Here is a 24,122-nt window from a genome sequence, read left to right on the forward strand (position 1 = left end):
CACCCCCACCCAACCAGCGCCGGGTGAATAGCGCCCCGTGCTATTCAGGTCATGCCGGGGGCATGACCGGCCCGGTACTCCCATCAAGGGGGGGCTTAAGAGCGCGGACTCTGTGTCCAATCCCCCGCCGCGCCCATCCACAGGCTGACCGCCGCGACGGCCGCGGTGTCGGCGCGCAGAATGCGGGGGCCGAGGGAAACCGGCCTGGCCTCCGGCAACGCGCGAATGGCCGCGCGTTCGGCGTCGGTGAAACCGCCTTCCGGGCCGATCAGGATCGCGGCGGGGCCAGGCGTGGCGGCGGGGGCAAAGGGCTCACCGCCCATCTCGTCGGCGAAATAGAGGGTGCGGCCGGCGGGCCAATCCTTGAGCAGAGCGTCTAGCTTGCGCGCCTCGGCGAGTTCCGGAAGAGCGGTGCGTTCGCATTGCTCGGCGGCCTCGATCATGTGGGCAAGCAGCCGCTCGCCATTGAGCCGGTCGACGATCGTGCGTTGGGTGATGACGGGGACGAGGCGCGCGACGCCAAGCTCGGTCGCCTTTTCCGCGATCCAGTCGATCCGCCCTTTCTTGATCGGCGCGAAGGCGAGCCACAGGTCGGGCACAGCCTCGCGCTCGCGAAGCTGCTGGACGATGCGGAGCGTGACGCGCTTCTTTCCCGCTTCGACGATTTCGGCCAGCCATTCGCCGCTGCGGTCGTCGAACAGCTTGATCTGCGCGCCCGGTCCCAAACGCAGCACGGCACCGAGATAATTGGCCTGCTGGCTCTCGAGCGTCACCGATGCGCCTTCTCCAAGCGGCTGGTCGACATAAAGACGTGGAAGGCTGGATGGCGGCCAGGCGGGCGTTGCGGGCATGAGAGGCATTTAATGGGTAGGGGTGCCAGAGCAAAGCCCCTCCTTTGATGGGTTGGGTAGGGGTGATGTTCGGCATGGGGCTGTGAATGTCCCCAGCATCACCCCCACCCAACCCTCCCCCATCAAGGGGGAGGGCTTTTCTGCGGACTCCCTCCCGCTTAGAAAGGCAGTGATGACCGATCCCGATATCGTTCCCGACAGCGAAAGGCGCGGTCTGCTTGGCGTCCTGCCCCGGGCATGGCGGCCTTATGCCTCCTTGATGCGTGCCGACCGGCCGATCGGGGTGTGGCTTCTCTTCTGGCCCGGCGCCTGGGCGATCGCGCTGGCCGGGTTTGGGGGCCAGGGGTTGCGGCTTATCCTGCTTTTCGCTCTTGGCGCATTCGCGATGCGGAGCGCGGGCTGCGTCTATAACGATATCGTCGACCGCGACCTCGACGCGCGGGTCGAGCGGACGCGGCTCCGGCCCTTGGCGAGCGGACGCGTCTCGTTGAAGGGCGCCTGGATTCTGCTCGTGGTCTTGAGCCTGTGCGGACTGCTCGTTCTCCTCCAGCTCCGGCCGCCCGCCCAACTTGTCGCCCTTGTCAGCCTTGCGCTCGTCGCCGCCTACCCGTTCATGAAGCGCATCACCTGGTGGCCGCAGGCCTGGCTCGGTCTCGTCTTCTCCTGGGCGGCTCTGGTCGGCTGGCCGGCGGTGACGGGGGAAGTCGGCGCTTCGGCGCTGCTCCTCTATGCCGGTGCCGTTTTCTGGGTGATCGGATACGACACCATCTATGCCCTGCAAGACCGGGAGGACGATGCCCTGGTCGGAGTCAAATCCTCCGCTTTGGCCCTGGGCGGGAAAGCGCGGGCCGGCATCGCGGTCTTTTATCTTCTCGCCATGCTTTTCTGGATCGCCGCCCTTTGGACGATCCGGCCGCACTGGCTGGGCAGCCTCGCCTTGCTGCCCGTGGCCCTGCATCTCGCCTGGCAGGTTTTGACCCTGCAGACCGGCGACGGCGCCGACGCGCTCGCCAAATTCCGGTCCAACCGCTTCGCCGGTTTCCTGATGTTCCTCGCCTGCCTGGTGGTTGGAACCTCCGCCTGACGGCTTTTCCTTCTGGCCGGATCGGCGTAAGCGCCTCTCCATGTTGAACGTGAAGGAAGCCGAGGCGCGCGCCGCCGCGTTGGTCGAAGCCGCGACGAAGGCGGGCGCCGACGCCGCCGACGTGCTTTATGTCGGCGACGCATCGACCGGCGTGCAGGTGCGCCTCGGCGTGCTCGAGGATATCGAGCGCTCTGAAGGCGAGACGATCGGTCTTCGTTTCTTCATCGGCCGGAAATCCGCGACCATCTCTTCCTCCGACCTGTCCGGTGAAGCGCTGGCGGCGCTCGTAGAGCGTGCCGCCGCGATGGCGAAGGAAGCGCCCGAAGACCCTTATGCGGGCCTTGCGCCCGAAAGCATGCTGCTGACCGGTCCGGGCGTTGATGTCGACGGCGACGACGGCTGCGATCCGGCACCCTCCGATTTGCGTGACCGCGCCCTGGCGCTCGAGGATGCGGCGCGCGCGGTGCCAGGCGTGACCAACAGCGAGGGGGCGGGGGTGAGCGCGGGTCGTTCGGTTATCGCGCTGGCGACCAGCCATGGCTTCTGCCGGGGCTATTCGACCAGCGGGTATAGCGCCTCTGCCAGCGTGATTGCCGGCGAAGGCGCGGCCATGCAGCGCGATTATGACAGCCACAATGTCCGTCATTATGCCGATCTCGAACCGCCGGAAACGATCGGGCGGCGGGCCGGGGAACGCGCGGTGCGCCGCCTCGATCCCGGCAAGCTCGCGAGCGGTGTCATGCCGGTGGTCTTCGATCCGCGCGTCGGCGGCGGTCTCGTCGGCCACCTGATCGGCGCGATCAAGGGGTCCGCCATCGCACGGCAGACCAGCTTCCTTGTCGGCCGCGAAGGGGAAGCGATCTTCCCCGATGCCATCACCATCGTCGACGATCCGCACCGGCCGCGCGGCCTGCGTTCCAAGCCGTTCGACGGCGAAGGCCTGCGGACCGCGCCGCGCAAGCTGATCGAGAGCGGACGGCTGACCGGCTGGCTGATGGACAGCGCGTCGGCCCGCCAGCTGGGTCAGAGCCCGACGGGCCACGCCACGCGCGGCGCGGGGGGCGCCCCAGGCGTGTCGGCGACCAATGTCGCCTTGCTGCCCGGCGCATTGAGCCCCGACGCGCTGATCGCCGATATCCGCCTCGGCCTCTACATCACCGAATTGATCGGCCACGGCGTGAACGAAGTCACCGGGGATTACAGCCGGGGCGCGTCGGGCTTCATCATCGAAAATGGCGAGATCGCCGGGGCGGTGCAGGAAATCACCGTCGCGGGCAATTTGATCGACATGTACCGGACATTGGCGGCCGCCGACGACCTCGAATATCGCCGCGGCGTCAACGTGCCGACCTTGCGCGTCGAGGGGATGACCGTCGCCGGCGCCTAGCTTGCGAAGGAACCGAGCCTTGGAACTCCGAGGCGGGGAATTTCGATCTTGGGGCAACGGTTCATCACGACCTTGAGGCCCGCCGCTTCCGCCCGGGCGGCGGCTTCCTCGTTAACGACGCCGATCTGCATCCAAACCGCCTTGGCGCCTGCCGCGATGGCTTCGTCCACGGCTTCCCCGGCGGCGGCCGGCCGGCGAAAGATGTCGACCAGGTCAATAGGCTCCCCGATCTGCGACAATTCCCGCCAGACATATTCGCCATGGACATGCTCGCCGGTAATCTGCGGATTGACCGGGATGACGCGATAGCCGCGATCCTGGAGGAAGCGCATCACGCCGTAGCTCGGCCGGTCCGGCCGGTCGGAGGCGCCGATCATCGCGATGGTGCGGGTGTTGGCGAGCAGTTCGGCAATGTCTTCGTCGCGGGTCAGCGGCATGGCGGCACTCCTTATACGCGGACGAACGGTCAGGCGGCGCTCTGGTTCATCCGCTCGATCAAACGTGCCGCGATGGCATGAAAGGCGCGTCCTTCCTCGCCATCGCTTGCAGCGGGCGGCCTTCCGGCGTCCGAAGCCTCGCGGATGGCGAGGGTCAGCGGCACGCGGCCGAGAAATGGAATCTCCATTGACCGCGCCGCCGCCTCCGCGCCGCCCGATCCGAATGGATCGGACATTTCACCGCAATGGGGGCAGGCATAGCCCGCCATATTCTCGACGAGGCCGAGGATCGGCACGCCCATTTTGTTGAACAGGTCGATCGCCCTTCTGGCGTCGATCAGGGCCAGATCCTGCGGCGTCGAGACGATCACCGCGCCCGCCGGCTTCCAATTCTGCATCAGCGACAGCTGCACGTCGCCAGTGCCGGGGGGCAAGTCGACGACCAGGATTTCGGTATCGCCCCAATCGCCGTCGAGCAGCTGGCCGAGCGCCTTGGTCGCCATCGCGCCGCGCCAGGCGAGTGCCGCGTCCTTGTCGACCAGCTGGCCGATGGACAGCAGGCGGATGCCCTGCGCTTCGACCGGAATGATCGTCTTCTCCACCGCTTCGGGACGCTCGTCGCTGCCAAGGAGGCGGGGCTGGGATGGGCCGTATATGTCGGCGTCGACCAGCCCCACCTTCCTGCCGGTCCGGGCGAGCGCGATGGCGAGATTGGCCGAAACGGTCGACTTGCCGACCCCGCCCTTGCCGCTGCCCACCGCGATGATCGTGCGATGAACCTTGTCGGCGGTGACTGCGATACGAACCGCATCAATGCCCGGCAGGCCTTCCACCCCGGTACGGACTTGCGATTCCAGCTTGATCCTGTCGCTGATCGACAGGCCGGTCGCATCGAGGACGAGGCTCAGCACGCCGCCTGCGATGCGCGGTGCCGCGACCCGGTCGCGGACATTTTCCGGAATGTTTTGAAGGGCGGCGGCGAGGGCGGCATCGGTCATGCGCTCCCGATAGGCCTCTTCGAGGGCGATGCCACTGTTTTTCCGCGAAACGCTACCTATAAAGGCTTCATGAGCAGAATTTTCGGGTGGGGCGCACGCCTCGGCGCCATGATGAGTGAGAATAAGGGCGGTCCCTGGGGCGGCTCGGGCGGATCCGGCGGCGATGGACCGCGCAATCCCTGGGGCGGCCCGCGCAAGCCGCGGCCGCCTTCAGGAGGCAGTGACGGTTCGGGCAACGTCACCTCCCTCGACGATTTCCTGAGGAAGAGCCGGGAGCGGCTTGGCGGCCGTCTGCCGCAACAGGGCGGCAAGCCTTATTGGGTTTATGGCATCGCCGCTTTCATCGTCCTCTGGCTGATCTTCACCTCCATGCACCGGATCGGGCCGCAAGAGCGCGGCGTCATCACGCGCTTCGGTTCCTATGCGGGCACGATGGGCCCGGGCATCGGCCTGTCGCTTCCCGCCCCGATCGACCGCGTGCAGAAGGTCGATGTCGAGGAGATTCGCACCGTCGACATCGGGTCGACCGATCCCAATCGCGAAAATCTGATCCTGACCGGCGATCAGAATATCATCGACCTGGCTTATTCGGTGCGCTGGAACATTCGCGATCCGCAACTCTACCTCTTTCAGCTCGCCGATCCCGACGAAACGATCCGCGAGGTCGCCGAAAGCGCGATGCGCGCGGTGGTCGCGGGCGTGTCGCTGAACGACGCCATCGGCGCGGGCCGGGGCGAGATCGAACAGCGCGTGCAGCAGACCATGCAGAGGCTGCTCGACGATTATGGCGCGGGCGTCCGCGTTCAGGGCATCGCGATCAAGCAGTCCGATCCTCCTGCCGCGGTCAACGATGCGTTCAAGGACGTGTCGGCCGCGCAGCAGGAAGCGCAGAGCTATATCAACGACGCCCGTGCCTACGCGCTTCAGCTTACCGCCAAGGCGCAGGGCGAGGCGGCGGCGTTCAACGAAGTCTATTCGCAATATCGCCTGGCGCCGGAAGTCACCCGCCGCCGCATGTATTACGAAACGATGGAACGAGTGCTGTCCCGCGTCGACAAGACGGTCGTGGAAGCGCCGGGCGTGACGCCCTATCTGCCGCTGCCCCAGGCGCAGCGATCGGTCCGGCAGGGAGACGCGCAATGATCGAGCGTATGACCCGCAACCCGATCGCCCTGGCGGTGATCGCCGTGATCGCGCTCGTCCTGATCGGCAGCACCTTTTCGATCGTGCCCGAAACCCAGCAGGCGGTGATCGTCCGCTTTGGTGAGCCCAAGCGCATCATCAACCGCTACGATCCGGGCGAAGCCTTTGGATCCAGCGGCGCGGGGATTATCGCGCGCTGGCCGTTCATGGACGAAATCCATTGGATCGATAAGCGCATCCTGTCGGTCGAGATGGACCAGCAGCAGGTGCTGTCCACCGATCAGCTCCGCCTGCAGGTCGACGCCTTCGCGCGCTACCGCATCGTCGACCCGCTCCGCATGTATATTTCCGCGCGGACGGAGGACCGGGTGAGCGACCAGCTTCGCCCCATCCTCGGCTCGGCGCTGCGCAACGAGCTTGGCCGCCGCCCTTTCGCGGCGCTTCTATCGCCCGAACGCGGCGAGGTGATGGACAATATCCAGCGCGCGCTCAACCGCGTCGCCCGCCAATATGGCGCGGAAATCGTCGACGTGCGGATCAAGCGCGCCGATTTGCCCGAAGGCACGCCGCTCCAATCCGCCTTCCAGCGGATGCAGACGGCGCGTCAGCAGGAAGCACGGTCGATCCGGGCGCAAGGGTCCAAACAGGCGCAGATCATTCGGGCCGAGGCGGACGCGGCGGCGGCGAAAACCTATGCCGACGCCTTCAACCAGGATCCCGATTTCTACGATTTCTACCGGGCGATGCAGTCTTACGAGACGACGTTCATTAACAATGGATCGGGAGAGGAAATGGGCCGTTCCTCCATCATCCTGTCGCCCGAAAATCAATATTTGAAGGAATTTCAGGGCCGCAGATGATGATTACGGCTGTCATTCAATCGCGGTTCATTTTCGAAGCATAGCGTTGGAACAGACTGGAGGCCGGGGGGCATCCGCCGGCTGAAATTGAGGAGACGATTATCGTGCGTTACGTATATGGCGCTACCGCTGCCCTGCTTTTGGGTGGGGCCGCTGCGACGCTCACCATCAATCCGATCAGCGCCCAGACCGCGCAGAACGAGCCGGGAACAATCGCCTCATCGGCGCCCCGTCCGGGCGCGCCGATGAGCTTTGCCGACCTGGCCGACCGCCTCGCGCCCGCCGTGGTCAATATCTCCACCCGCCAGAGCATCGAGGTGCGGCGCCAGCAAGGCCTGCCCCCGGGCTTCGAGGAATTTTTCCGCCAGTTCGGCGGCCAAGTTCCGGACGGCGGCGGCAACGACACGGTAACGCAGCGCGGCGGATCCCTGGGCTCCGGCTTCCTCATTTCGGACGACGGTTATATCGTCACCAACAATCACGTGGTGTCGCCTGCTCGCTCCAATGCGACGGTCGACCAGATCACGGTCACCCTCTCCGACCGTCGCGAATATGAAGCCGAATTGGTCGGCCGCGACGCAGCATCCGACCTTGCATTGCTCAAGATCAAGGCGAACGGGCTCCCGTTCGTTCGCTTCGGGGATTCGACGCGCACGCGGGTCGGCGACTGGGTGGTCGCGATCGGCAACCCGTTCGGGCTTGGCGGAACCGTCACGGCGGGCATCGTTTCCGCGGTGCACCGCAATCTCGAATCCGGCCTCTACGACCGCTACATCCAAACCGACGCGTCCATCAACACCGGCAATAGCGGCGGCCCGATGTTCGACCTCAATGGCAATGTGGTCGGCATCAACACCGCCCTCATCTCCCCGACCGGCGGCAATGTCGGCATCGGTTTCGCCATTCCGGCGGAACAGGCGCGGCCGGTGATCGAAGCCCTGCGCCGCGGCCAGCGGGTGAGGCGCGGCTATCTCGGCATCGGCTTCCAGCCGCTCGACGAAAGCATTGCGGCCTCGCTCGACTTGCCCCGGAATCGCGGCGAGCTCATTCGCAGCGTCAGCCCGGGCGGCCCCGCCGCGCGTGCCGGCATTCAGCAGGGCGACGTGATCATCACCGTCAATGGCCGCGCGGTTACGCCGGACGAATCGCTCGCTTATCTGATCGCCAATCAGAATGTCGGTTCGACGGTCCCCTTCGAGCTGATCCGCAACGGCCAGCGCCGCACGGTGAACGTCACCATCGCCGAGCGTCCGACCGACGAAGAACTTGCCCGCCTCAATGGCACCGAGGAAGAGCAGGAGCTGACCGAGCCGCCCGCATCGCAGCAATCGGACAGCCAGAAGGCGGCGCGCGAGGGCTTGGGCCTCACCGTTCAGACCCTGACGCCGCAGATCGCCCGCAATCTCCGCCTCAACGACGTCAATCTGCAAGGCGTCGTCATCGCGTCGGTCAATCCGTCGAGCGACGCGGCGGCCAAGGGCATCCGGACCGGCGACATCATCCTGTCGATCAACCAGCGCCAGACCCGGACGCCGGAAGAAGCGGCGGCAGCCGTCGAGGCTGCACGCCGGGGAGGCCGGAATACGGTCCTGCTGCTCGTCCGCCGGGCGAATAGCCAGCCCCTCTATGTGGGCGTGGAACTCGCCGGCCGTTAAGGGGCCTCAAGATCATAAGGAAAAAGGGCCGGGAGCAATCCCGGCCCTTTTTTTTATCAGCCTGCTCGTGCGGCAAGCCAGCGGCTGATGTCGGGCAGGCGGCTTTCGAGCACCTTCAGCCGGTCGCGGATCGACACGATCGCCTGATCGGCCGGCCGGCGCGATTCCGGGGTCAGATAGCGTGAGGCGAAATCCTCGATCTTGGCGATCATCGCGGGGTCTGCCGATCCCCCGCCAAGCTGCGCGATGAAGCGGCTGCGCGAGGAAACGTCGACCAGCGATTCCACTTTCTCCCGGTTGCGCACGGCGAAGTCGAAGGCGAGGTCGGGATGGCCCGCTGCCACAGCCGCGATGATCTGGCTGCTATCGGTGGCATCGGGCTCGCCGGACAAAGCGAGATCGAGCGCGCGCCGTGCCAGCGCCTCGTCTTTCGCCGATCCAAGGAGGCGGTAAAGCTGCGACCGGACCAGCTTGTTCTGCTCGCCCTTGGCTTGGGCACGCAATGCCTCCCAGCCTTTGGCGTCGAGATTGGCCGCGACCACGCCCAATATGGCGGAACGGAGCGGACCGCTTAAGGGACCGGCGGCATAGCGGCGGTTCGCCTCCGCCACCACGGCCGGATCGCCGACGGAACCGAGGATCGAGATCAGGCTGGAGCGCAGCACCGCCTCGGTCTCGCGTTCGTTGGGGCGGGGTTCCCAGCCCAACCGATTCAGCACCGACGACAGACGCGCGCTCGCGTAGCGCGCGACTTGCGCCTGTCGCGCGGCATCGCCTTCATACATGCCGTAAATCTGGCTGAGAATATTGCCTACGCTCGACCAAACGCGCGGATTCGCATTGTCCGGCACGGCGGCGATGAGGTCGAGCGCTTCGGACGCGGGTTGGTAGCCGGCGAGGCCGAGGCTCCATGTGTCGGCAAGAAGGCCGAGCTGATCGATGGGTTCCAACCCGCCATAACGAGCGGTCAGCTGGTCGAGCATCGCGGGCGTGTAGAGCGTCCGGTAATAGCCTGCCTGGCCGCTATTCACGAGCAGCGGGCCGCAGCCCGGGACGGTAAAGGCCGCCGATCCGCCTTCGACGAGCTGCCGCGCTTCCCTGCCGCCAAGCGTCGCTGCGATGACGGGGACGCGCCAGCGCAGTGGCTGCTTGTCCATGCGGTCGCGGGTGAATTCGCCTTGGGACAACCGCACTTGCGTCGCGCCGCCCTCGCACGTGGCGCTTTCGACGCGGATCAGCGGGACACCCGGTTGCAGGGTGAAATCGTGGGCGATGGCGGTAATGGGCTTGCCCGCCGCTTTTTCGACCTTGCCCCACAGATTGTCGGACACCGTATTCCCATATTTATAGGTGGAGATGTAATCGCGCACCCCCGCCCTCCAGGCGTCGGCGCCGACATAGTCTTCCAGCATGGTGATCACCGCTTCTCCTTTTTCGTAGGAGATGGCGTCGAAGGCCTGGCTCGCTTGCTCCACGGTGTTGATGTCCTGCACGACCGGATGGGTGGTGGCGACGGAATCGAGCCGCATCGCCCCCTCGCGCCCGCCCACCCGGGCAAGCAGCACTTCCCATTGCGGATTGAGCGCGTCGGTCGACTTGGTCGCCATCCAGGATGCGAAGCCCTCGTTCAGCCACAGATCGCCCCACCAGGCCATGGTGACGAGATTGCCGAACCATTGGTGGGCGATTTCGTGGGCCGCGACTTCGAAGATGCGCTGGCGGTCGGCGTCGGTGGTGATGGCGGGGTCGACGAGCAGGGTATTTTCAAAAGTGAAGATCGCGCCCCAATTCTCCATCGCGCTGAAAAACTGGCTGCTGCCCGGCCCGGCGACGTTGTCGAGTTTCGGCAACGGATAAGGGACGCCGAAATAATCGTTGTAATAAGGGACGATGCGCGCCGATCCCGCCAGCGCCTCGCGTCCCTTTTCCCCATCGCCTTTCTTGGTGACGACGCCGATTTCGGTGCCGCCCGCCTGGGTGGTGATGCGATCGAATTCGCCCATACCGAGGAAGAGGAGATAGCTCGACATGGACGGCGTGGTTTCGAACGTCACCCGCGCCAGCCCGTCCGGCAAATCCTCGCGCTTCGCGACCGGCATGTTGCTGACGGCGGTCTGGTTGGCGGGGACGGTCACCGTCAGGTCGTAGGGCGCGCGATAGATGGGCTCGTCCCAGCCCGGGAAGAAACGCCGCGCGTCGGGTGCTTCGAATTGGGTATAGAGCGCCCGCTTGGTCCCGCCGGCCGACGGATAATCGAGTGCGAAGAGGCCAGCCGCCTGGGTATTGATCCGGCCCGTATAAAGCATGTCGAGCGTGTAGCGCCCCGGCGCCAGCGGTTCCGTGAAGGTAAAGGTCGCGGTTTGCGCCGTCTCATTCGTCGCGACGTTGGCCGGGCTGCGCAGTCCACCGGGTCCGCTCAGCGAGACCGTGCCGAATTGCAGATCGGCGGCATTCAGCGTGATCGCGTCGGTTGCTTGCAGCACCTCGATATCGACCGACGTTTTACCCGAAAAGCGCAGATTCTGCGCGTCCGGCGTCGCCTCGATCCGGTAATGAAGCGGCTTTGCGGTGCGCGGCAACTGGGTCGGCACCTGGGGCAGATGGGCATTGGCCGCCGGTCCGCTCGCGGTCGTCGCATGGGTGCAGGCGCCGAGCGTCAGCGACGCGAGCGTCAGGGCGAGAAGAGAAGTGGCTGGGCGGGCGCGCATGGGGAGTCTCCGGCGAAATTCGTTGCGGGCCGGACTGTGCCTTGGCGGCGGCAGAAGTCAAATGATGATGGTCATTCGCCTTTTGGGAGAAAATGTGCGGCGATGTCGCGTGCGATCCTTGCCGGGCGGCGGGTCGCGGCGTCGATGCAGCACCAGCTCGACCGCACTTCGGCCAGCACGTCCTCGCCGCGCTTGATCAGCGTTTGGTAGACGGCGCGCGCGCCCTCCACCTTTTCCAGCATGACGGCGGCGAACACATCGTCGTCCAGGAAGGCGGGCTTGCGATAGGTGATTTCATGCTTCAGCGCGACCCACAAATGCCGCGCCACCGCCTCTGCCGGGGCGAGCTTGCGCCAATGGGCGATGACCGCCTCCTGCACCCAGGTGAGGTAGGTGGCGTTGTTGACATGACCCATGAAGTCGATGTCGGCGGGCGCGATGCCGATCGGATGGCGGAAGGTTTGACTCATCTTGCTCACAATGATGTCAGTAATGTCGCTTTACGACAAGCCCATGTCAGCCAAGCACTTCTTTTGCGAGCTCGTCCGCCCTCCAATCGCGTCGACCGCCTTTTTCCGCCGCGCGAACCAGCGCCACGATCCGGCGGTTGACCGGCGCCGTCCGTCCTAGCCGTTCGGCCAGGGCTACCACTTCGCCGTTCAAATGATCGATCTCGGTCGGCCGTCCGGCGGCGAAATCGTCGGCCATCGAGGTCCGCGCATTCGCGTCCACCTTGTGCGCGCGGAGCAGGAGCGCATTGAACAGCCAGTCGGGCGCGGCCAGGGCATGCGGCAGGAGGGAAGAGGGAAGCGCGCCCACCTTGGCAGGTTTGATGCCGGCTTCCTTCAACAGGCCGAGCGCTTCGCGCTGCGCGGCCGCGACGACGCGCCGATAGCCGCGCTCCCGCAGCTGGGCGAGCAACGGCTTGCCGGAAAGGGCATTCACCGCATTGTTGAGATTGATGACGAGCTTGCCCCACAAGATTGCGGGCATGTCGCCGGAAAGGGCCAGAGCGGCAGGGCTGTCGCCAGCCATCCTCTTCAGGCCTGCGCTTATCTCGCCTTCCTCGACGATGACCTGGCCCGCCGTCCCCTTATGCCAGCGTCCGCCGCCAAGATGGGCGACATTGTAGGGCACCATGCCGGCCAGCACCGTCCGGCCCGGCAGCAGGCGCCGCAGCAGATCGGCATTGCCGACCCCGTTCTGCAGGCTGACGACCGCCGCTTCCTTTTTCGCATGCCGGGCAATTTCGGTTGCCGCCGCTTCGGTGCCGTTGCTCTTGACGGTCAAGAGGATGACATCGGCATGGGCCAATGCGGCGGGATCGGCCGTGAAGCGTGCCTGTTCCGGCGGCATCGATGCGGACCATCCCGCATAATCGCTCAGCCGCAGGCCGTGGGCGCGCACCTCGTCCATGACACGCCGGCGCCCGACGAAGGTCACGTCGCAGCCTCGCGCCGTCCAGACGCCGCCGACGAAGCAGCCGATCGATCCGGCGCCGAGGACGGCTATGCGCAAAAAATCAGCCCCGCCCGCGATAGGACGGGACGCCGGGGTCCGGAACCCATAGTCCATTGGGCGGCTCGCCGCTCTGCCAGAAAACGTCGATGGGGATGCCGCCGCGCGGATACCAATAGCCGCCGATGCGCAGCCACAAAGGCTTCATTTCGTCGACCAGGCGCTGGGCGATGCCGACCGTGCAATCCTCGTGAAAGGCGGCATGATTGCGGAAAGCGCCGAGAAACAGCTTCAGCGATTTCGATTCCACGATCGTCTCGCGCGGTGCGTAATCGATCATGATATGCGCGAAATCGGGCTGGCCGGTCACCGGGCAGAGGGACGTGAATTCGGGCGCGGTGAACCGCACGAGATAGGGGGTGCCGGGCCGGGGATTGGGCACATAATCGAGAATTGCTTCTTCCGGCGAAGCCGGAAGCGCGCTCGTCTGGCCGAGATGCTTCATCGTCATGGCCGCGATTTAGGGGGCGCGGCGCAGGAGGAAAAGCCTTTTCCGCCGATATGCCGCGCTTAAAGCGGCGTCGCCGGGGTGTCGCTGGCGGCCTGGACTTCCGCGCCGTCTTCGCTCAATCCCGCCCAGCTTTTCGCCATGCAGCGGGCAAGCTCCTGCATCGCCTTTTCGCTGCCCGCGACGCTGAGCGTGCCGACGGTCGCGCCGTTCGCGACGATCTCCATGCTGCTGGCCTTCACCATTTCCTGGATGAAGCCGTTGCCGTCTTCACGGCTCGGCGCGACGGTGAAAGCGAGGCCCGGCCCGTCGGCGTCGATATTCTCGCGGGCCGAAGCCTGGATCTGCCAGGGGCCGAAATCGTCGAATTCGACGGCGACCGGATAGGCCGCGCCGTCCTCCAGCGATTGCCAGGCCGGATTTTGCACGAGGAAGATGAAGGCGCCGTCGGTCGGCGCGGCCATGATCGACAAGACCGTCTGGCTGCCGCTGTCGGACGACGTCACCATGCAGGCATCGCCCTGGGACGAGGCGTTCCACAATTCGGCTCCGCTGGTGGTTTGGGATGTCGCTGCAGCCGGCAAGGCGGCGGTGGCAAGCAGGGCAAGGAAGGGCCTGAACATGATGACCTCACTCTCTTTCGCCCGCTCAGCCCACTTGCCTATTTCAACCAAGAGGCCGATCCTTTGTTGCAGACGGAACGGGGCGGGAATGAAATAATTCCGCTGGCGCCGCGCCGCATCTTTTGGAGGGTGCGGGAATCGACATGCAAACCAAGGAGGATGCATGCTTCTTCTGCTCCTGGCCTATCTTGGCGGTGTCCTCACCATCATCAGCCCCTGCATCTTGCCGGTCCTGCCATTCGTCTTCGCGCGGTCCGATCTGCCCTTTCTGAAAAGCGGCCTTCCCTTGCTGATCGGCATGGCGCTCACCTTCGCGGTCGTGGGAACATTGGCGGCGGTCGGCGGCGGCTGGGCGGTGGAGGCCAACCGTTACGGGCGCTGGGCGGCGATCGCGCTTCTCGCCTTCTTCGGGCTGACCCTGCTTTTTCCTGCTCTTGCCGACCGGCTCACCCGCCCGCTCGTCGCCTTGGGCTCCCGCCTGTCGCAGTCGGTGGACGACGCGCGGCAGGGCGGCGGCACAGCCGCGCCTTCCCTCTTGCTCGGCGTAGCGACAGGTCTGCTCTGGGCCCCTTGCGCGGGGCCGATCCTCGGCCTCATCCTCACCGGCGCCGCCCTTCAGGGCGCCAGCGTCGAGACGAGCCTGCTCCTTCTTGCCTATGCGGCCGGGTCCGCGACTTCGCTGGCGCTCGCGCTTCTTCTCGGCGGCCGCCTGTTCGCGGCGATGAAACGCTCGCTCGGGGTCAGCGAATGGGTGCGCCGCGCCCTTGGCCTGCTCGTCCTGATCGGTGTCGCCGCCATTGCCCTGGGCCTCGATACGCGCCTGCTCGCCCGCCTTTCGCAATCGCAGACGAGCTCCATCGAAGGCGGATTGTCGCGCCTGCTCGGCGTCGACATGGACGAGTCCCAAAGCTCCGAAGTCGCATCGGGCGCGCCGTTGCCGGTCGAAGGGCGCATGCCGCCGCTCGATGGCATCACCACCTGGCTCAACTCCCCGCCGCTGACCCGCGAAGGGTTGCGCGGGAAGGTCGTGCTGATCGATTTCTGGACCTATTCCTGCATCAACTGCATCCGCTCCATCCCCTATGTCCGCGCCTGGGCGGAACGCTATGGGCCGGAAGGGCTGGTGGTGATCGGCGTCCACGCGCCGGAATTCGCGTTCGAGAAGGATGTGGACAATGTCCGCAAGGCCATGGCGGACCTCGGCATCCGCTATCCGGTGGCGATCGACAATGATTATGCAGTGTGGCGCGCCTTCGGCAATCGCTATTGGCCCGCCCATTATTTCATCGATGCGCAGGGACGCGTCCGCTACCACCATTTCGGCGAAGGCGATTACGCGCAATCCGAAGGGGTGATCCGGACCTTGCTGCGCGAGGCGGGGCGGACGCCGGGCAACATGCCGCCGGTCGATGTGCGCGCGACGGGCGCCCAGGCGGCGGCGGGCGGCGGATCGCGATCGCCCGAAACCTATGTCGGCTATGCGCGGGCCGAGGAGTTCAAGTCGCCCGGCGGCTTCGCGCTCAACCGTATCCGCACCTATGCTTATCCCGACGAGCTCGGCCTCAACCAATGGGCCTTGTCCGGCCAGTGGCGGGTCGGCCCGCAAAGCGGGCTGCTGACCGGCCCGTCCGGGGGCATCCGCTATCACTTCTTCGCCCGCGACTTGCATCTCGTCCTGGGCGCGAGCGGCAAGCCGGTGCGGTTCCGCGTGCTGATCGACGGCAAGCCGCCGGGCGACGCGGCGGGGGTCGACGTGGATGCGAACGGCTACGGCACGGTTCGAGAACAGAGGCTTTACCAGCTCGTCCGTCATCCCGGACGCGGGCGGCAGACCCAGTTCGAAATTCTCTTCGAGGAACCCGGCGTGGAGGCTTTCGCCTTTACCTTCGGCTGACAGGTATGCCATCATCTCCGCACAGGGGAGGGATTGCGCGTGAAATCTGTCAACGTTGCCACATCCATAATGTTGGCCTGGTGCCTTGCCGTTTCACCGGCGGCCTCGCAGGAATCGTCCGCGAACAAAGCCAAGGAAGAAACCGCGCCGGTCAAGGCGCCGACCGTGTCGGTGACGAAGCATATTGGCACCTTCGGCGGCCAGCGGATCGCCTACACGGCGACGGCCGGCGAAACCTATCTTAAGGATAAGGACGGCACGCCGAAGGCCGCCATCTTTTCGACCGCTTACGTCAAGGATGGACACGACCCCGACCGGCCCGTCACCTTCTTGTTCAACGGCGGTCCCGGCTCAGGATCGGTCTGGCTGCACATGGGCGCGTTCGGGCCGAAGCGGGTAGCCATACCTTCAGATGCGCGAGACGATGGTGGGCCGCCTTACCCGATCGTCGACAATCCGGACGCGCTCCTCGACGTGACCGACATTGTTTTCATCGATCCGGTCGGCACGGGTTTCAGCCATGCGCTCGGCAAGACCGATCCCAAGGATTATTGGGGTGTGACCGCCGATGCGAAATCCGTCGCCGAATTCATTCGCATCTGGCTCACCCAAAATCGCCGCTGGAACGCGCCCAAATATCTTGGCGGCGAAAGCTATGGCACCACGCGTTCGGCCGCGGTGGCGAACGAGCTCGAAGGCGCGTTCAACGATATTTCGCTGAACGGCATCATTCTCATTTCCACCATTCTCGATTTCGGCGCGCAGGCGAATGTGGAGGGCAATGAAATGCCCTATATCCTGTTCCTGCCGTCCATGGCCGCCGCCGCGCATTTCCATGGCAAGGTTCCCGATGCCCCGCCGCTCGAAACCTTTGTGGACGAAGCGCGGCGCTTCGCGGCCGGCGAATATGCCACCGCCTTGCTTAAAGGACAGGCCTTGAAGGGCGACGAGCGCGCGGACATCCGCCGCCGGCTTGCGCGTTACACCGGCCTGTCCGAACAATATCTGGAAAATGCCGACCTGCGCGTGACGGACAGCCGTTTTTACAAGGAGCTGCTTCGCGACCGGAACCTTACGATCGGCCGGCTGGATGCCCGTTATACTGGACGGGATTTCGACAATGCGGGTGAGACGCCGGACAACGACCCGAGCTTCTACGGCATCGACGGCGGCTATGCGGCCGCCATCAACAGCTGGGTGCGCGACGGTCTGAAGTTCGACACCGAACGCCAATATGTGACGATCGGCAGCGTCGGCGATTGGGACTGGAATATCGGTGGAGGGGATAGCCGTTATTATCGCAGCGTCGCCCCTTATATCGCCCGGGCAATGCGGGAAAATAGCGATTTGCGGGTGTTCGTGGGTCAGGGCTATTACGATTTCGCCACGCCTTTCTTTGGCGCCGAATATGCGCTTGGCCGGACTGGCTTTCCCGTCGAACGGATTGAGTATCGCTATTATGGGTCGGGGCACATGATGTATGTTCGTGACGAAGATCGGGCAGCACTCAGCCGCGATGTGAGGAACTTCATTCGCGCCCGTTAGTCGAGAGTGACCAGGAGGCGGACATGGACTCGCTCGTTTCGACCCAATGGCTGGCTTCGAACCTCGGCGCGCCCGACCTCAGGATCGTCGACGCGACATGGTTCCTGCCCGGTGGCGACCGCGATGCGCGGGCCGAATATGAGGCCGGGCATATTCCAGGCGCGGTCTTCCTCGACATTGGCGAGCTGACGCGCAACGACGCGCCGGTGGTCGGCAAGCTGCCGCCGGACCATAAGTTCGCGAGCCGCATGAAGGCGCTGGGCCTCGGCGATGGCGACCGCATCGTCGTCTACGACAATTCGCCCCTCCACACGGCGGCGCGGGGATGGTTTCTCCTCAAATCCTATGGCGCGGGCGAGGTCGCGATCCTGGATGGCGGGCTGGAAAAATGGCGGGCGGAAGGGCAGCCGGAGGAAAAAGGGGCGCCCCAGATACGCTCCGCTCATTTCACGGCGGCCCTCGATACGGCGCGCGTGGCGGACAAGGATTATGTGTCCGGCCTCGTCCACTCGTCGGAGCATGAGATTGTCGACGCGCGTGGCGCGGGACGCTTTTCGGGCGAGGAGCCGGAGCCCCGGCCCGACATGGCGGCGGGCCATATTCCGGGCTCGTGCAACCTCCCTTATGCCAGTCTCTACGCGGCGGACGGCACCTTCAGGACGGGCGAGGAGCTGCGCGCCGCCTTCGACGCCGCCGGGATCGACCTCGCCAAGCCGATGATCGCGACCTGCGGGTCGGGCGTCACCGCCTGCTCGCTGCTGTTCGCCGCCCATCTCATCGGCAAGGACGATGCCCGGCTATACGATGGCAGCTGGGCCGAATGGGGTAGCGACCCCGCAACCCCCAAGGCGACGGGCCGCGCGTGAGCGAGGAAGAGAGCCCCGATATCCGGCCAGACACTCAACTCGTGTCCGGCGGGCGGCGCAAGGAATGGACGGCGGGCCTCGTCAATCCGCCGGTCCATCATGCCTCCACCATCCTGTTCGACAGCGTCGCGGACATGCGCGCGAGCATCGGGCAGCCGCATCGCCTGCATTATGGGCGGCAGGGGACGCCGACGACCTGGGCGCTCGAAGAGGCGCTGACCGCGCTGGAGCCGGGAGCCGCCGGGACCAGATTATTTCCTTCCGGCCTCGCCGCCATCGCGACGGCCCTGATGGCGGTGGTCAAGCCCGGGGACCGGCTGCTGGTGCCCGATACCGTCTATGCCCCGACCCGCGCCTTTTGCGACGATGTGCTCGCGGGCTTGAGCGTCGAGACGATTTATTACGATCCGTGCGGCGATATAGACGCATTGCTCGACCCCTCCGTGCGTGCCATCTTTCTCGAAAGCCCGGGATCGCTCACCATGGAATTGCAGGACGTGCCGGGCATCTGCGCCCGGGCGAAGGCGCTGGGGGTCGTCACCCTGCTCGACAACACCTGGGCGACGCCTTTGCTTTTCCCTGCGATCGGGCGCGGCGTCGACTTCGCTATTCTCGCCTGCACCAAGTATATTTGCGGCCATTCCGACGCCATGATGGGATCGGTGACGGCGGCGCCTGCGGCCTGGAACGCATTGCAGCGCGCGACGCGCGCCTTCGGCCAGTGCGCGGCGCCGGACGATGCCTATCTCACCCTGCGCGGCTTGCGGACACTGGGGGTGCGGCTGCGCCGGCATGAAGAAAGCGGACTGAAGGTCGCGCACTGGCTCGCCGACCGGCCCGAAGTGGCGCGGGTGCTGCACCCGGCCCTTCCGGATACGCCCGGCCATGCCTTGTGGGCGCGCGACTTCAAGGGTGCGTCCGGCCTTTTCTCGATTGTGCTTAAGACCAGCGACGATGCGGCGCGCGCGCGCTTCATCGACGGCCTTCGTCATTTCGGCATCGGCTTTTCCTGGGGCGGTTATGAAAGCCTTGCGCTCCCCGTGGATCTCGACCGCATCCGCACGGCGACGCGGCGGGCGGACGAGGGCCTGATCGTGCGGCTGCATATCGGCCTTGAGGATCCGGACGATCTCATCGCCGATCTCGCCCGGGGCCTCGCGCGGATCGCGCCGTAACGGATTGCGACTCCACGCCAAGTGGGGCAGGGGAAGAGCAGCTTTTTCTCGCGAAGGATTTGTCATGCGTCTCCTCCTGCCGGCCCTCTTGTTCGCCGCCGCAACGCCCGCCGCCGCCCAGGTTCCGGGAACCGGCGTGTCGGTCGACGCCGATGTGACTGTGATGTCCGATTATCGCTTCCGCGGCGTGTCGCGTTCGGGCGAGGATCCGGCGCTGCAGGGGTCGGTCACCGTGTCGAGCGGCGCTTTCTACGCGGGCGTGCAGGGCACGACGTTGAACGATGTCGCGGATTATGGCGATGTCCAGCTCGACCTCTATGGCGGCTATTCGACGCAGGTGGGACCGGGCCTGTCGGTGGACGCCGGGATCCAATATTATCTCTTTCCGGGCGGCGATGGCGACACCGATTATGCGGAGCCCTATGCCTCGCTCTCCTATCAACTGGGGCCTATCGAGGCGACGGCGGGCGCCAAATATGCCTGGGCGCAGGACGCGATCGGCGATGAGGACATGCTCTACCTGTTCGGCGGGCTGGAAGCGGGAATTCCGGCGACGGGTGTCACCGTTTCCGCTCAGGCCGGGCGGCAGGATTGGGGCGCTTTCGGCAGCTATTGGAACTGGTCGGTCGGCGCGCGGAAGAGTTTCGGCCCCATCAATGCGGGCATCCGCTATGTCGACACCGATTTGCCCGATCTGCCGGGGCAGGATGCCGGCCTAGTGCTGTCACTAGGTGTGGGTTTTTGACCTCGCGCTCCTGCGAAAGCAGGAGCCAAGCAACATCACTCTGAAAGACTGGGCAGGAGCGCAACAGCGCATCCGCAACCTTATTGCGGCGTGGAAACCGTGGCTTCCTGGCCGGGGCCTTCCGGGGCGGCGATGATGGTCTGGGTAACGGCGCCCTTGTCGACGACCGGCGTGTTGGGATCGCTGGCGGTCGTGCGCGCGCCGACCGTCGACGCGTCGCCATTGGCCTGATTGATCACCTGCTGCTCGGCCGCGCTGCGCGGGGCCGGGCCGCCAAACAGAACATCGATCGCCTGGGCCCGGCTGTCGACGCCCTGCGCGGCCGCTTCGCCCGGACGTGGCGGGGTCAGCGCGAAATCGGGCGGGATGACGAGCGGCTGGTTGCGCGTCACCGCGAATTCGTCCGGCGCGTTGCGGTTCGAAAGTCCGTTCGTCGTGCCGCAGCCCGCGATCAAGGTTGCCGCCGTCAGGGCAAGAGCGAATTTCACGATACGCATTTTTATCAAATTTCCTTCCGAGTGGCCTTCGGCTCGCGAGTCAAAAGCGCGCGGACGACCAATAACAGAACGCCGATGCTAATGGCAGCATCGGCGACATTGAATACCAAAAAGGGATGAACGTCACCAAAATGCAGATCGGCGAAGTCCACGACATAGCCGAAACGCGTGCGATCGACGATATTCCCGAGCGCGCCACCGAGCACCATCGACAGGGCGATGGCGTCGAGCTTGTTCTTCTCCCGCCACAACCAGACAAGGACGCCCGTGGCAATCGCGGCAGTCATGGCGACGAGAAGCCAGCGGCCCGTCTCGGTGCTGGCGGTCAGGAAGCCCATGGAAACGCCGCGATTTTCCGTCCAGCGCAGGTCGAAGATCGGCAGCACTTCGATGAGGCCGCGCTGCTGAAGCTGCAGCGGGCCGATCATCAGCCATTTCGTCGCCTGGTCGGCGATGAAGATGAGGGCGGCGATGATCAGGCCAAGCCTTTTGTAGGTCATATCTTTTCCGTTCGTGCCGAGCGAAGTCGAGGCGCGCTCGTGCTGACGCCCCTCGACTTCGCTCGGGACGAACGATGTGTCGTGCGTATCAACCATGGAGAACCTCGTCGCAGCGGGCGCAAAGCGCACCTTCTTCCTTCACTTCCGGCAAATGACGCCAACAGCGGCCGCATTTTTCATTGTCCGTGCGAGCTACTTCCACCGAAATTCCCAAAATATTTTGGGAAAGGGTGTCGCTGGTTTCGGCCACCTCGCTAGACAATGCCTCCGGTTCCAGGGCCACTTGAGAGACGATAAAATATTCGGCCAGTTCGTCTTCTGAATAAGAGGCAATATCGTGGGGTCGGCTGTGGTGAACCGTCACACTGGCTTCCAAGCTCGAGCGTATGATCTTTTCGCGACGGAAAGGCTCAATGGTCTCGGTTACGAGACGACGATATTCTCTCAGGCGTTCCCACTTCTGAGCCAGCCCATCATCGCGCCACGCGGCATCGACTTCCGGCCAAGTTTCCAGATGGATGGACTCCTCCTCGGGATAGCGGCTCGCCCACACTTCCTCGGCCGTGAAGCAAAGGATTGGCGCGGACCAGCGCACCAGCGCGTGGAAGACGATGTCGAGAACGGTGCGATAGGCGCGGCGCTTCGCCGAGGTCGGCGCATCGCAGTAGAGGCTGTCCTTGCGGATATCGAAGAAGAAAGCCGACAGGTCGTCATTTGCGAAATTGGTGATCGCGCGCGTGTAGCGATTGAATTCGAAGGTCTCAGCCGCCGATTTCAGCTCCGCGTCGAGAAGCGCGAGGCGGTGGAGCACCCAACGTTCCAGCTCAGGCATGTCCCGCGCCGCAACGCGCTCTGCCCCGGTGAAATCGCCGAGCGCGCCGAGCAGATAGCGGAAGGTGTTGCGGAGCTTGCGGTAGGCGTCGGACGTGCCCGCGAGCACTTCCTTGCCGATGCGCACATCCTCGAAATAATCGGTCGAGGCGACCCACATCCGCAATATGTCCGCACCGCTTTCGTCGATTATCTTCAGCGGATCGACGACATTGCCGATCGACTTGGACATCTTGCGGCCATTCTGGTCGAGCGCGAAGCCGTGGGTCAGCACCGCCTCATATGGCGCCCGGCCGCGCGTGCCGCAGCTTTCGAGAAGCGAGGATTGGAACCAGCCGCGATGCTGGTCCGAACCCTCGACATACAGGTCCGCGCGGGTGCCCTCGCCATAGCGGGCCTCGACCACATAAGCGTGGGTGGAGCCGCTGTCGAACCAGACGTCGAGAATGTCGGTGACGATGTCGTAATCGGCGAGATTGTGGTCGGGCCCGAGCAATTCCTCATGCCGCGCCATGAACCAGGCATCGGCGCCATTCTTCTTGAAGGCCTCGACGATCCGCCGGTTGACGGCGGGATCGCGGAGATAGTCGCCGGTCTTGCGATTCACATAAAGCGCGATCGGCACGCCCCAGGCGCGCTGGCGGGAGATGACCCAGTCGGGCCGTCCAGCGACCATCGCGCCTATGCGGTTCTGCGCCTTGGCCGGAACCCAGCGGGTCTCTTCGATGGCGGCGATGGCCGTTTCGCGGAGGGTCATGGAAGCACTGTTGTGGCATTGCCCACGCTTCTCGACTTCGCTCGAAGCGAACGGTTGTGGATTGCCCTCAATTCCGTCCTTGTCACGCGAGCCCTCAACCCCGTTCGTGTCGAGCGAAGTCGAGACACGCTGACCCCCGCTCTGATCCATCGGAATGAACCATTGCGGGGTGCAGCGGAAGATGACCTTCGCCTTGGAGCGCCAGCTGTGAGGATAGCTATGCTGGAAATCGTCCGACGCGGCGAGCAAGGCACCCGCTTCGCGCAGGTCGCGGCAGATCGGGCCCTCTTCCATCTTGGACGCATTGCCCGACGCATTGAACTTCGGATTGATGACGCTGCCCTGGCCGCCGAGCCACGCCCAATCCTCGCGATAGCGCCCGTCGTCGGTGACGGCGAAAACCGGATCGATCCCATGCGCCTTGCAGAGCAGGAAATCGTCCTCGCCATGGTCCGGTGCCATGTGGACAAGGCCGGTACCCGCATCGGTGGTGACGAAATCGCCGGGGAGGAGGGGGCGCGGGCTGGCATAGAAGCCGCCCAGGTGATGCATCGGGTGCATCGCCATTCCATCTTTCAAGCGGGATCCAGGAATCCACCCAGCTAGGTTCTCAAATGCGTTGAAGCCTAAGTCGGACGGGATTTTTCCATCCAAGAAATGGTCATTGCCCAATTTCAGCGCGAAAGCTCGCGCTGCTGGGGAGATGTGAATTCCGGTACGCTGTGAGAACGATTCCAGCAGCGCATCCGCCACGAGAAAACGATTTGTCCCATCGAATACGATAAAATAGAGGATGTTGGGTCCATACGCCAAAGCTTGATTGACCGGAATCGTCCACGGTGTCGTGGTCCAGATAGCTGCGTATGTCCCGATTATTTCGGGCGCATTCGGCGCCTCAACAATCTCAAATCCAACATCGATCTGGGTCGAGGTGATGTCCTCATATTCCACTTCGGCTTCGGCCAGAGCGGTCTTCTCCACGGGCGACCACATCACAGGCTTGGCGCCGCGGTAGAGCTGGCCGCTTTCGGCGAATTTCAGAAGCTCAGCCACGATTGCGGCCTCGGCCTCGTAATTCATGGTGAGATAGGGGTCGTCCCACTCGCCCATGATGCCGAGGCGCTGGAATTGCGCCTTCTGCACATCCACCCATTTGTCGGCATAGGCCCGGCATTCGGCGCGGAATTGGGCGGTCGGCACCTGATCCTTATCGAGCTTCTGTTTGCGATAGGCTTCCTCGACCTTCCACTCGATGGGGAGGCCGTGGCAGTCCCAACCCGGAACGTAAGGCGCGTCATAGCCCATCAGGGTGCGGGATCGGACGATGATGTCCTTCAGCACCTTGTTCATCGCATGGCCCATATGGATGTCGCCATTGGCGTAAGGCGGGCCGTCGTGGAGGATGAAGCGGGTCTTGCCCGCGCGCGCCGCGCGGAGCTTGTCGTACAGCCCCTGCTCGGACCAGCGCGCGAGAATGGCCGGCTCCTTCTGCGCGAGGCCGGCCTTCATCGGGAAATCCGTCTGCGGCAGGAAGACGGTATTCTTATAGTCAGGTTTTTCGGACATGTCGGTGGCGGGCTTAGCGGGTGGTTTGCAATTT

The 24,122-nt window shown here is 64.7% G+C and carries 21 protein-coding genes; 10 read left to right on the plus strand and 11 right to left on the minus strand.

What is annotated here, in order from left to right; translation table 11 throughout:
* Positions 1 to 95: 95 nt before the first annotated feature.
* The gene (locus tag IC614_RS11905; protein WP_200971667.1) at positions 96 to 851 is read right to left on the minus strand and encodes a 16S rRNA (uracil(1498)-N(3))-methyltransferase; all 756 of its coding nucleotides are present in this window, start codon (positions 849 to 851) and stop codon (positions 96 to 98) included.
* A 172-nt stretch (positions 852 to 1,023) separates the two neighbouring features.
* Between IC614_RS11905 and ubiA the strand changes: the two genes are divergently transcribed.
* Positions 1,024 to 1,935: a 4-hydroxybenzoate octaprenyltransferase gene (gene ubiA / locus IC614_RS11910; protein ID WP_200971668.1), complete on the plus strand. Its 912-nt coding sequence runs from the start codon at positions 1,024 to 1,026 to the stop codon at positions 1,933 to 1,935.
* A 40-nt stretch (positions 1,936 to 1,975) separates the two neighbouring features.
* On the plus strand, positions 1,976 to 3,322 hold the full coding sequence (locus IC614_RS11915; protein ID WP_200971669.1) for a TldD/PmbA family protein: 1,347 nt from the start codon (positions 1,976 to 1,978) through the stop codon (positions 3,320 to 3,322).
* Here the strand turns inward: IC614_RS11915 and IC614_RS11920 are convergent.
* A complete protein-coding gene (locus tag IC614_RS11920) occupies positions 3,319 to 3,759 on the minus strand; it encodes a CoA-binding protein (protein ID WP_200971670.1) in 441 nt (146 codons plus the stop codon). The two genes, IC614_RS11915 and IC614_RS11920, sit on opposite strands and share 4 nt — an antisense overlap.
* 29 nt (positions 3,760 to 3,788) lie before the next feature.
* Positions 3,789 to 4,757 (minus strand): Mrp/NBP35 family ATP-binding protein, encoded by a 969-nt coding sequence (locus tag IC614_RS11925; RefSeq protein WP_200971671.1) that lies wholly within the window; start codon positions 4,755 to 4,757, stop codon positions 3,789 to 3,791.
* Positions 4,758 to 4,826: 69 nt separating this feature from the next.
* Here IC614_RS11925 and hflK point away from each other — a divergent pair, with 69 nt between their 5' ends.
* From hflK to IC614_RS11940, 3 genes are all read left to right on the plus strand, one after another.
* Positions 4,827 to 5,900, plus strand: coding sequence for an FtsH protease activity modulator HflK (hflK, locus tag IC614_RS11930; RefSeq protein ID WP_200971672.1), 1,074 nt, complete (start codon positions 4,827 to 4,829; stop codon positions 5,898 to 5,900).
* Positions 5,897 to 6,760 (plus strand): protease modulator HflC, encoded by an 864-nt coding sequence (gene hflC / locus IC614_RS11935; RefSeq protein WP_404829132.1) that lies wholly within the window; start codon positions 5,897 to 5,899, stop codon positions 6,758 to 6,760. The genes hflK and hflC overlap by 4 nt, the downstream gene beginning before the upstream one ends.
* 104 nt (positions 6,761 to 6,864) lie before the next feature.
* Complete coding sequence (locus IC614_RS11940; protein ID WP_200971673.1) at positions 6,865 to 8,415, plus strand: Do family serine endopeptidase; 1,551 nt, start codon at positions 6,865 to 6,867, stop codon at positions 8,413 to 8,415.
* Between the two features lie 56 nt (positions 8,416 to 8,471).
* Here the strand turns inward: IC614_RS11940 and IC614_RS11945 are convergent, their stop codons facing one another.
* The 5 genes from IC614_RS11945 to IC614_RS11965 all read right to left on the minus strand — a co-directional run bounded on the left by IC614_RS11945 (position 8,472) and on the right by IC614_RS11965 (position 13,712).
* Complete coding sequence (locus IC614_RS11945) at positions 8,472 to 11,123, minus strand: M1 family metallopeptidase (RefSeq protein WP_200971674.1); 2,652 nt, start codon at positions 11,121 to 11,123, stop codon at positions 8,472 to 8,474.
* Positions 11,124 to 11,194: 71 nt separating this feature from the next.
* On the minus strand, positions 11,195 to 11,593 hold the full coding sequence (locus tag IC614_RS11950) for an acyl-CoA thioesterase (protein ID WP_200971675.1): 399 nt from the start codon (positions 11,591 to 11,593) through the stop codon (positions 11,195 to 11,197).
* A gap of 46 nt (positions 11,594 to 11,639) precedes the next feature.
* On the minus strand, positions 11,640 to 12,641 hold the full coding sequence (locus tag IC614_RS11955) for a 2-dehydropantoate 2-reductase (RefSeq protein ID WP_200971676.1): 1,002 nt from the start codon (positions 12,639 to 12,641) through the stop codon (positions 11,640 to 11,642).
* Between the two features lie 4 nt (positions 12,642 to 12,645).
* Positions 12,646 to 13,092: a preQ(1) synthase gene (queF, locus tag IC614_RS11960; RefSeq protein ID WP_200971677.1), complete on the minus strand. Its 447-nt coding sequence runs from the start codon at positions 13,090 to 13,092 to the stop codon at positions 12,646 to 12,648.
* A gap of 59 nt (positions 13,093 to 13,151) precedes the next feature.
* Positions 13,152 to 13,712 (minus strand): hypothetical protein, encoded by a 561-nt coding sequence (locus tag IC614_RS11965; protein WP_200971678.1) that lies wholly within the window; start codon positions 13,710 to 13,712, stop codon positions 13,152 to 13,154.
* Positions 13,713 to 13,875: 163 nt separating this feature from the next.
* On the opposite strand from IC614_RS11965, the gene IC614_RS11970 reads away from it, so the two are divergent.
* From IC614_RS11970 to IC614_RS11990, 5 genes are all read left to right on the plus strand, one after another.
* Positions 13,876 to 15,606: a cytochrome c biogenesis protein DipZ gene (locus IC614_RS11970; protein WP_200971679.1), complete on the plus strand. Its 1,731-nt coding sequence runs from the start codon at positions 13,876 to 13,878 to the stop codon at positions 15,604 to 15,606.
* 69 nt (positions 15,607 to 15,675) lie between these two features.
* Positions 15,676 to 17,151, plus strand: a complete 1,476-nt coding sequence (locus IC614_RS11975; protein WP_200971680.1) for a S10 family peptidase — start codon at positions 15,676 to 15,678, stop codon at positions 17,149 to 17,151.
* 23 nt (positions 17,152 to 17,174) lie between these two features.
* Positions 17,175 to 18,017, plus strand: coding sequence for a sulfurtransferase (locus IC614_RS11980; protein ID WP_200971681.1), 843 nt, complete (start codon positions 17,175 to 17,177; stop codon positions 18,015 to 18,017).
* Complete coding sequence (gene metC, locus IC614_RS11985) at positions 18,014 to 19,192, plus strand: cystathionine beta-lyase (protein ID WP_200971682.1); 1,179 nt, start codon at positions 18,014 to 18,016, stop codon at positions 19,190 to 19,192. The genes IC614_RS11980 and metC overlap by 4 nt, the downstream gene beginning before the upstream one ends.
* Before the next feature lie 64 nt (positions 19,193 to 19,256).
* Positions 19,257 to 19,937 carry a TorF family putative porin gene (locus IC614_RS11990; RefSeq protein ID WP_200971683.1) on the plus strand — a complete coding sequence of 227 codons (681 nt, stop codon included), beginning with the start codon at positions 19,257 to 19,259 and terminating at the stop codon, positions 19,935 to 19,937.
* Between the two features lie 80 nt (positions 19,938 to 20,017).
* Here the strand turns inward: IC614_RS11990 and IC614_RS11995 are convergent, their stop codons facing one another.
* The 3 genes from IC614_RS11995 to ileS form a co-directional block, all read right to left on the minus strand.
* Positions 20,018 to 20,434 (minus strand): DUF3035 domain-containing protein, encoded by a 417-nt coding sequence (locus IC614_RS11995; RefSeq protein ID WP_200971684.1) that lies wholly within the window; start codon positions 20,432 to 20,434, stop codon positions 20,018 to 20,020.
* A gap of 5 nt (positions 20,435 to 20,439) precedes the next feature.
* Positions 20,440 to 20,934 (minus strand): signal peptidase II, encoded by a 495-nt coding sequence (gene lspA, locus IC614_RS12000; RefSeq protein WP_200973221.1) that lies wholly within the window; start codon positions 20,932 to 20,934, stop codon positions 20,440 to 20,442.
* Between the two features lie 88 nt (positions 20,935 to 21,022).
* On the minus strand, positions 21,023 to 24,088 hold the full coding sequence (gene ileS / locus IC614_RS12005) for an isoleucine--tRNA ligase (protein ID WP_200971685.1): 3,066 nt from the start codon (positions 24,086 to 24,088) through the stop codon (positions 21,023 to 21,025).
* Positions 24,089 to 24,122 lie beyond the last annotated feature (34 nt).

The organism is Sphingosinicella flava, assembly GCF_016025255.1.
GTDB classification, from domain to species: domain Bacteria; phylum Pseudomonadota; class Alphaproteobacteria; order Sphingomonadales; family Sphingomonadaceae; genus Allosphingosinicella; species Allosphingosinicella flava.

Excerpts from the sequence above, each read along its gene's own strand:
- ileS (WP_200971685.1), bottom strand. The coding sequence starts at position 24,088 with ATGTCCGAAAAACCTGACTATAAGAATACCGTCTTCCTGCCGCAGACG.
- ubiA (WP_200971668.1), top strand. The coding sequence starts at position 1,024 with ATGACCGATCCCGATATCGTTCCCGACAGCGAAAGGCGCGGTCTGCTT.
- queF (WP_200971677.1), bottom strand. The coding sequence starts at position 13,092 with ATGACGATGAAGCATCTCGGCCAGACGAGCGCGCTTCCGGCTTCGCCG.
- IC614_RS11925 (WP_200971671.1), bottom strand. The coding sequence starts at position 4,757 with ATGACCGATGCCGCCCTCGCCGCCGCCCTTCAAAACATTCCGGAAAAT.
- IC614_RS11970 (WP_200971679.1), top strand. The coding sequence starts at position 13,876 with ATGCTTCTTCTGCTCCTGGCCTATCTTGGCGGTGTCCTCACCATCATC.
- lspA (WP_200973221.1), bottom strand. The coding sequence starts at position 20,934 with ATGACCTACAAAAGGCTTGGCCTGATCATCGCCGCCCTCATCTTCATC.
- IC614_RS11990 (WP_200971683.1), top strand. The coding sequence starts at position 19,257 with ATGCGTCTCCTCCTGCCGGCCCTCTTGTTCGCCGCCGCAACGCCCGCC.
- hflK (WP_200971672.1), top strand. The coding sequence starts at position 4,827 with ATGAGCAGAATTTTCGGGTGGGGCGCACGCCTCGGCGCCATGATGAGT.
- hflC (WP_404829132.1), top strand. The coding sequence starts at position 5,897 with ATGATCGAGCGTATGACCCGCAACCCGATCGCCCTGGCGGTGATCGCC.
- IC614_RS11980 (WP_200971681.1), top strand. The coding sequence starts at position 17,175 with ATGGACTCGCTCGTTTCGACCCAATGGCTGGCTTCGAACCTCGGCGCG.
- IC614_RS11995 (WP_200971684.1), bottom strand. The coding sequence starts at position 20,434 with ATGCGTATCGTGAAATTCGCTCTTGCCCTGACGGCGGCAACCTTGATC.
- IC614_RS11950 (WP_200971675.1), bottom strand. The coding sequence starts at position 11,593 with ATGAGTCAAACCTTCCGCCATCCGATCGGCATCGCGCCCGCCGACATC.
- IC614_RS11975 (WP_200971680.1), top strand. The coding sequence starts at position 15,676 with ATGTTGGCCTGGTGCCTTGCCGTTTCACCGGCGGCCTCGCAGGAATCG.
- IC614_RS11965 (WP_200971678.1), bottom strand. The coding sequence starts at position 13,712 with ATGTTCAGGCCCTTCCTTGCCCTGCTTGCCACCGCCGCCTTGCCGGCT.
- IC614_RS11920 (WP_200971670.1), bottom strand. The coding sequence starts at position 3,759 with ATGCCGCTGACCCGCGACGAAGACATTGCCGAACTGCTCGCCAACACC.
- IC614_RS11905 (WP_200971667.1), bottom strand. The coding sequence starts at position 851 with ATGCCCGCAACGCCCGCCTGGCCGCCATCCAGCCTTCCACGTCTTTAT.
- IC614_RS11945 (WP_200971674.1), bottom strand. The coding sequence starts at position 11,123 with ATGCGCGCCCGCCCAGCCACTTCTCTTCTCGCCCTGACGCTCGCGTCG.
- IC614_RS11915 (WP_200971669.1), top strand. The coding sequence starts at position 1,976 with ATGTTGAACGTGAAGGAAGCCGAGGCGCGCGCCGCCGCGTTGGTCGAA.